This is a genomic window from Candidatus Aegiribacteria sp., assembly GCA_021108005.1.
Classification (GTDB): Bacteria; Fermentibacterota; Fermentibacteria; order Fermentibacterales; family JCC-6; genus Aegiribacteria.
This window is the reverse complement of sequence record JAIORS010000095.1, coordinates 1-5,410: the sequence shown is the minus strand read 5'-3', so window position 1 is coordinate 5,410 and position 5,410 is coordinate 1. Positions and strand designations below refer to the sequence as shown.

7 protein-coding genes and 1 tRNA gene are annotated in these 5,410 nt (G+C 47.8%); 1 reads left to right on the top strand and 7 read right to left on the bottom strand.

The features are described 5' to 3' along the window. The 6 genes from rdgB to smpB all read right to left on the bottom strand — a co-directional run. Window positions 1–557, bottom strand: a 557-nt coding sequence (rdgB, locus tag K8S15_05490; GenBank protein MCD4775490.1) for an RdgB/HAM1 family non-canonical purine NTP pyrophosphatase, incomplete at its 3' end; no start/stop codon positions are given. Continuing rightward, window positions 554–1,267 carry a ribonuclease PH gene (gene rph, locus K8S15_05485; GenBank protein ID MCD4775489.1) on the bottom strand — a complete coding sequence of 238 codons (714 nt, stop codon included), beginning with the start codon at window positions 1,265–1,267 and terminating at the stop codon, window positions 554–556. The genes rdgB and rph, both read right to left, overlap by 4 nt. A gap of 39 nt (window positions 1,268–1,306) precedes the next feature. Next, complete coding sequence (gene murI, locus K8S15_05480; GenBank protein ID MCD4775488.1) at window positions 1,307–2,122, bottom strand: glutamate racemase; 816 nt, start codon at window positions 2,120–2,122, stop codon at window positions 1,307–1,309. Continuing rightward, on the bottom strand, window positions 2,110–2,721 hold the full coding sequence (locus tag K8S15_05475) for a hypothetical protein (GenBank protein MCD4775487.1): 612 nt from the start codon (window positions 2,719–2,721) through the stop codon (window positions 2,110–2,112). Before K8S15_05475 ends, murI begins: the two co-directional genes overlap by 13 nt. Window positions 2,722–2,734: 13 nt before the next feature. Further along, entirely contained in the window at window positions 2,735–3,892 is a 1,158-nt protein-coding gene (locus K8S15_05470) for an N-acetylmuramoyl-L-alanine amidase (GenBank protein ID MCD4775486.1), read from the bottom strand. After that, window positions 3,885–4,355 carry an SsrA-binding protein SmpB gene (smpB, locus tag K8S15_05465; GenBank protein MCD4775485.1) on the bottom strand — a complete coding sequence of 157 codons (471 nt, stop codon included), beginning with the start codon at window positions 4,353–4,355 and terminating at the stop codon, window positions 3,885–3,887. The genes K8S15_05470 and smpB overlap by 8 nt, the downstream gene beginning before the upstream one ends. Window positions 4,356–4,460: 105 nt before the next feature. Between smpB and K8S15_05460 the strand changes: the two genes are divergently transcribed. After that, window positions 4,461–4,549: transfer RNA gene (locus K8S15_05460), tRNA-Leu, on the top strand. A gap of 38 nt (window positions 4,550–4,587) precedes the next feature. On the opposite strand, the gene K8S15_05455 is transcribed toward K8S15_05460, so the two are convergent. Beyond that, window positions 4,588–5,100: a dTDP-4-dehydrorhamnose 3,5-epimerase family protein gene (locus K8S15_05455; protein ID MCD4775484.1), complete on the bottom strand. Its 513-nt coding sequence runs from the start codon at window positions 5,098–5,100 to the stop codon at window positions 4,588–4,590. Window positions 5,101–5,410: the final 310 nt, after the last annotated feature.

Sequence of the window (5,410 nt, the reverse complement as noted above, 5' to 3'; positions counted from 1 at the left end):
AGTTTCAGCATAGCGCGGGCTCTGTGGCTTATGCGGTGTTTTTCTTCGGGTGTGCATCTTGCGAACGTATGGTCAATGCCATCCGGCAGAAAAACCGGATCGTAGCCAAATCCTTCTTCTCCATCAGGTTCCTTTATTATCACACCGGTAACCTCACCCGCAACACTGAACTCCATCTCGGATGACACGAAGACAGCGGAAGTCCTGAAAGACGCTCTCCTGTTCTCTTCGCAGAGCATTGTTTGTAAAAGTTTGTTGATATTGTCCTTGTACGAACAGTCGGATCCTGCGAATCTGGCGGCGTAGATGCCCGGAGCTCCACCGAGTACATCTACAAAAAGACCCGTATCATCTCCAATTGCAGGCAATTGAGTCCTCTCAGCTACATCCCTGGCCTTGAGATAGGCGTTCTCCTCGAGGGTTGCGCCTGTCTCCTCGATGGACCAGCCCGGAATCAGATCGCATACAGAAATCACTTCGATTTCGAGGTCTTTAAGAAGATATCTCAATTCTGTGAGCTTATCCGGGTTTCCAGAAGCAAGAACAATGCGTTTCATTCCGCTGTAGCCTCTCTCTGAAGCGGAATGATCATCTCCCCGATAGCGCTTATAGCTTTCTCTGTCATTATATTGACCGTATCAAGGGGAACTGTCCCTCCCTCAGCTGTAGCCTGAAGCTCAACCAGTTCACCCGATTCGCTGGCAACCACATTCATATCCATGATGGCGCTGGAATCCTCATCGTAGCACAGATCTAGAAGAATATCTTCACCGACAACGCCGAGACTGATGGCGCTTACATAACCCTTGAACGGGTCCTCCTTCATCTTCCTCTCCACGATCTGTCTTTTGATCGCGAGTCTCAGCGCAACGGCACCACCTACTATGGATGCCACTCTTGTTCCTCCGTCGGCAACAAGAACATCGCAGTCTATCGTTATTGTCCGCTCACCCATTTTATCGAGGAAAACAGCCTGCCTCAGGCTTCTTCCTATAAGCCTCTGAATTTCCTGTGTCCGTCCCTTCGCACCGCTGCGTTCTCTTCTTATCCTCCTGTTGCCGCTGCCTGGAAGCATTCCGTATTCAGCGGTAACCCAGCCTGTACCCTTGCCGGTAAGGAAAAACGGAACCCTGTATTCCACGGTCGCGGAACACAGAACCCTTGTCTCTCCCCAGGTAATAAGAGCGCTGCCGTCGGGCAATGGCTGATAACCGGTTTCTATTTCTATCTCTCTGAGTTCGTCTTTTTCGCGTCCGTCTACTCTCATCAGGCTCCTAACTCGTACAGGATCACTGCTTCCCGCCGATCAATGAGGTTCACCAACCTCAATATGGGTGACAAGGGGCACTGCCTTACCCAGAAACCTCTGAGCGATTTCCTGAAATTTCAGGGGTATGTCACTGACATAAAAACTGTTCTCTCCATGGATGTTATCGGATCTTATACTCTTCGCATCAAGGATGGAGGCAACCTCAAGCGCTGTTGATTCTGCAGAATCAACCAGTCTGATATCTTCTCCGAGAACCTTTAAAAGCACATTTTTCAGAAGAGGATAATGGGTACAACCCAGAACCAGTGTATCGATACCCTCACTGACAAGGGGTGCCATGTATTCCCTGAGCACCATCTCGGTTATCCTGTGGTCAAGCCATCCCTCTTCAACAAGAGGAACCAATAGAGGTGTGGGCTGGGCTATAACTCTGTTGACTGAATCATAGGATTTAAGAGCTTTCTGGTAAGCACCACTGGAAATAGTACCCAGAGTTCCTATAACACCTACTACCCCGGATTTCGTCACTTCAGATGCTGTTTTTGCTCCGGGAATAATTACACCTGTTACGGGTACATCTGAAAACTCCCTGAGAGCGGGAAGGCTGACCGATGATGATGTGTTGCACGCCACAACAAGAAGCTTAACTCCTTTTCCAATCAGGAATTCCGCATCCTCCATGGAGAACCTGATTACGGTCTCAGGGGATTTCGAGCCGTAGGGTACTCTTGCAGTGTCACCAAAATAGACAACCGATTCGCTCGGAAGGAGTTCGTTTACAGCTCTTACAACGGTAAGGCCTCCCACCCCTGAATCGAAAATACCGATTTTTCCTGTATTCACTGTCTGAATACCCCTTCTATACCCCTCAGGGGAATACCTTCAGGATAGGAAGAAAGCAGATTTCCAGCTACAAGGGGAAACAGGCGGGTAAAACAGATAAAGCGATTCTCAATTGTCAGTTTCAGACCCAGGAAATCCTTTTCATAAGGAATGTCAACATAAATTGTATCGAATTTCGTAAATACGTAAACCTGATCTATGAATTCATCTTCTATTCCAGCCTCACTGGCCCATCTTTCAACCAGAAACAGAGCTTCGAGCGGTTTATCCATAGTATTTGACGCAATAGGAAGAGAATCGATAATCGGCTGGGATGATTCCGAAACGAAAATGGAACACGCTGTAATCTCCCACGATGCTTCAGGTCCTTCGGGCAGGTCTTCAATTTCAGGCAGCGTTACCCTGTTCTCCGATGTATAGAGTTCTTCCGGAGATGTGTAAAGCTCAACGTCGGAAGCGGTTTCATCAGGGTTCTCCTCTATCCCCATGGATTTATTGACTGTTCTCATGCCGAAAGAAATCACAAAATATGTAAGAACGATAATACCAGCGATTACACCCAGACGGATAAGGATTCCCCTGAGATCACCACTTTCTAGCTTAAACATCAGATATCCTCCATTACTGCTGTTCAGCAAATGTCAGAACAGCATCTACAATAGCTTCTGCGGAGGCCAGACGGAAGTCCAGTGATTGAAGCATACGTTCTTCGCCCGGGTTTGAGATGAAAGCTATCTCAACCAGAACGGATGGCATCAGTGCTCCGCGGAGTACATAAAATCCTGCCTGCTTAACTCCTCTGTTCGAACTTCCGGTAAAGCTTTCCGCAATGCTCTCCTGGATAGCGACAGCAAGAGAGCTGCTTCTTTCCAGGTATATATTCTGGGCAATATCAGCCAGAAGAAACGAAAGCGCATCCTCCGGAAAACCATGATCGACTGCATTGTAGCCTTCATCGTACTCTATCACACTGTTTTCCAGCATTTCAACCGCTCTACTGTCATCAGATCTTGCCCTTGAGAGGAAAAATGTCTCGAAACCGTTGGCAGAGGAATTCACGGCCGCATTGCAATGTATACTGATAAAAAGATCGGCCTTCATGGCGTTGGCAAACCGTGTTCTGGCTCCGAGTGATACGTAGCAGTCGGTGTTTCTGGTCATAATAATTTCCAGTTCGGGTCTTCGGATATTAAGTATATCCCGCACCAGAAGGGCTATTTCAAGTGCCCTGTCCTTCTCAAAAGTGCCTGCGGGACCGACAGCTCCGGGATCCCTGCCGCCATGACCCGGGTCTATTACTATGCAGTCGAAATCATCAAGCCATGGAGACTGCTGCCCCAGTTCCAGGGCTGCGATTATCGATGAATCTGAATATGCCAGGCTTGAATCAATGTAAACAGGTTCATCAGGGGGGCCGTTCCATGATAATTCCGGGAAAACAAGTGGTTCTGCGGCTCTGAAGAAGAGCAGCAGCACCTTGCCGTCTTCCGATAGGGAGTAATCAAGGGAATCAACCGCATCGGTAAGCTCAACGGTAAAGCCGCAGGAATCAGTATCAGGTTCCCAGCCGTACACCCAGAATGGGAGATACGCTTCAGGCATAACGACTCTGTTGCCAGGCCTTACGTTCACGAAATATCCAGTAACGGTCACACTGTCTGTTATTTCGGCATCGGAGGTGAGTTCCATCAGCAGTCCGTCGTACCTGGGGATGATACGGGTTGTTACCGTTCCGCCCGTGATGGCTGCAATTAGAAAAAGAAGGTTAAGGTTAATCATGCCCTCTGGACACCCTCTTCATTTCTGTTCTGATCTTCCTTTCACTGTCCCGCTCGGCAATATCCCGACGTTTATCGTACTGTTTCTTGCCTCTGCAAACGCCCAGTTCCAGCTTCGCCCTTCCCCTTTTCAAATGAACATCCAGAGGAATGAGTGTATAACCTTTCTCACGAACCATCCTGTTCATTTTTTTCAGCTGGCGTCTGTGCGCCAGCAGTTTTCTGTCGCGGTATGGTTCATGATTATCTCTCGCCTGGGGGTATTCCGCAATATGCATATGATGAACCCAGAGTTCTCCATTGTCATCAAACGAGGCGTATGCTCCGATAAGGCTGATCCTTCCTTCCCTTATGGATTTTATTTCCGAACCCTCCAGCACAAGTCCCGTTTCCGTTGTATCCAGGATTTCGTACTCGTGACGAGCCTTACGGTTTCGGGCAATTACCTTTATGTCTTCTTTCATATATTCGACCTTTCGCCGGATGCAAAATATACAACATATAGCTCAGTTCGGTAAGCTGAGTATTGACTTTTTACAATTTTGTTCCTAGAATCGCCGAACAAAAGAGCCGAAGTGGCGGAATAGGCAGACGCGCTAGGTTCAGGACCTAGTGAGGAGTTTTCCTCGTGGGGGTTCAAGTCCCCCCTTCGGTACCATTAGAAGAAGGGCACCCTTCAAGGGTGCCTTTCTCCAATCAGTCCCATTTGTACCGTTCGTTATGAGCATCCCTTTCGGAAACAACAGGATTTTCAATACCCCATTCGATTGATATTCCCGGATCGTTCCAGGGTATCCCATGTTCATCTGTGTTATCAAAGTAGTTACTCACAACATACACAAGAGTAAGATCCGTTCTGGCAGCAAAACCGTGGGCTACTCCTGGTGGAATAAGCAGCCCCCGTGGTACATCTCCGCCAAGTTCCAGGGATAAAGATTTACCATATGTTGATGAATCTTTTCGCATGTCCGCAAGGCCAGCAGTCATATTTCCGCTCAAGGGAACCCAGAAATCCCACTGATGATTATGATAATGAAGCCCCCTGAGTACATCAGCCCTGGACCATGAACAGTTGATCTGAAACCTTTCGTCAAATACCTCCGGGATCCATTCCTTCCTGAAAAGCTCAAAGAAGCTTCCCCTTCTGTCCGGGAATTTCTGTAATATGTAAAGTTGTACACCTTCAATTCCGCATTTCTCTATTTTCAAGTAACCGCTCCTTCCGCTTACATTCCGGATAACGAAGATACTAGATTGCCGCTGAACCTGGAACCGTTAAAGATGCTCTACAATATTCTGTATAACCTGCACAGGAATTACCTTAGCTCCTCGCTTAGCCGCTGGGTCTGGTTCATACAGCGGTATCTGCCAGTATTTGCCTGGGTACTGTCTTTGATATACAATGCAATCCGCTTTGTGTCAGAATGATATCTCTGCAATCTATTGGGATTGCTTCAAGACCATTCGCCTTTAGTATCTCACCTACGATTTCATCTTCCGGTTGGCAGTATGAAGGATA